A 1,509-nucleotide genomic window follows, 5' to 3' on the forward strand; every position below is an offset into this window, starting at 1 on the left:
GCGCCGCGCCGAACTCGCCACCGAACTCGTCATCCGCGACAGCACCACACCTTTTCGCGACTGAACACCGAATCCTGTCGAAGGTATTGACGCCCCCGGGGCCGTGCCTGCCATCCTGCTGTCTGATGTATCGGGCACGATCCGATATGTCGAACAACGGCCGTGGCTGGACCGGCTCGACGTCCACGCCCCGGGCCACCGCGTCACCGCGTCACCGTGTCTCGCACCGCTCCTTCCGCTCCGGCGGCTCCCCACGCGTGCCAGACAGCCGGACGCCCGAGGGACCGGGCGTCGCCGTGTGGTGAGTCCCCGGCCGACACCCCATGGGGTTTCCATGTCTGCTGCACGACTTCGATCACGTCTGCGCACCGCGCGCCTGGCCGTGGTCCTCCTGCTCGGCCTCGCGCTGGCCCTGTCGGCCGCGCCGGCCCAGTCGTCCTCCTCGCCGGCGCCGGCCGCCGAGGAACAGGGCGACGTCAGCGCCGCGGCCCTGCCGAGCACCTTCCGGTGGAACTCGAGCGCCCAGCTGATCTCCCCCAAGCCGGACGCCACCCACAACATCGTCTCGGTCAAGGACCCGACGGTGGTCCGGCACAACGGACGGTGGCACGTCTACATGACCACCGCCAACACCGCCGGCCAGTGGAGCCTGGCCTACACCAGCTTCACCGACTGGTCCCAGGCCGCCGCCGCGCCGCAGTACTTCCTCAACAACAACCCGAACATCGGCAACCGGTACGCCGCCGCGCCCCACGTGTTCTACTTCGCGCCCCGCAACGAGTGGTACCTGGTCTACCAGACCGGCCTGCCGTCCTACTCGGTCAGCACCGACCCCAGCAACCCCCAGAGCTGGTCGGCGCCCCGCAACTTCCAGAGCAGCATGCCGGACATCGTCAGGCAGAACATCGGCAACGGCAACTGGCTCGACTACTGGGTGATCTGCGACACCAGCATGTGCTACCTGTTCTCCGCGGACGACAACGGCCACATCTACCGGGCCGAGACCACCGTGGGCGAGTTCCCCAACGGCTTCCGCAACACGCAGATCGCGCTCCAGGACTCCAACCGGTTCGCGCTCTTCGAGGGCGAGGCCGTCTACCGGGTGCAGGGCACCAACACCTACCTGATGATCGTGGAGGCCATCGGCTCGGACGGCCGGCGCTACTACCGGTCGTTCACCTCGACGAGCCTGAACGGCCAGTGGCAGCCCCTGGCCGCCACCGAGGCCAACCCGTTCTCGCGCAGCAACAACGTGTCCTTCCCCAGCGGGACCTGGACGCGGGACATCAGCCACGGTGAGCTGCTGCGCACCGGGGCCGACCAGACCATGACCATCGACCCCTGCAACCTGCAGCTCCTCTACCAGGGCATGAACCCCTCGGCCGGCGGCGACTACTCGCAGCTCCCCTGGCGCCTGGGCCTGGCCACCAACACCACCTCCTGCTGACGGCCCACCGGCCGCCACGGCGGGGGGGGGCGGGCGCCCGGGGGGCGCGGCCCGCCCCCCCC

2 protein-coding genes are annotated in these 1,509 nt (G+C 69.6%); one reads left to right on the forward strand and one right to left on the reverse strand.

The features are described 5' to 3' along the window. The coding region (locus ACFWI8_RS36245) for a hypothetical protein (protein WP_387100519.1) at positions 1-187 on the reverse strand (187 nt) is incomplete at its 3' end. A gap of 147 nt (positions 188-334) precedes the next feature. Between ACFWI8_RS36245 and ACFWI8_RS36250 the strand changes: the two genes are divergently transcribed. After that, positions 335-1,447 (forward strand): non-reducing end alpha-L-arabinofuranosidase family hydrolase, encoded by a 1,113-nt coding sequence (locus ACFWI8_RS36250; RefSeq protein ID WP_387100522.1) that lies wholly within the window; start codon positions 335-337, stop codon positions 1,445-1,447. The last annotated feature ends 62 nt before the right edge of the window (positions 1,448-1,509 follow it).

Source organism: Streptomyces sp. NPDC127098, from assembly GCF_042722465.1.
GTDB classification, from domain to species: Bacteria; Actinomycetota; Actinomycetes; order Streptomycetales; family Streptomycetaceae; genus Streptomyces; species Streptomyces millisiae.

Coding starts and splice junctions, on each gene's coding strand:
- ACFWI8_RS36250 (WP_387100522.1), top strand. CDS start 335: ATGTCTGCTGCACGACTTCGATCACGTCTGCGCACCGCGCGCCTGGCC.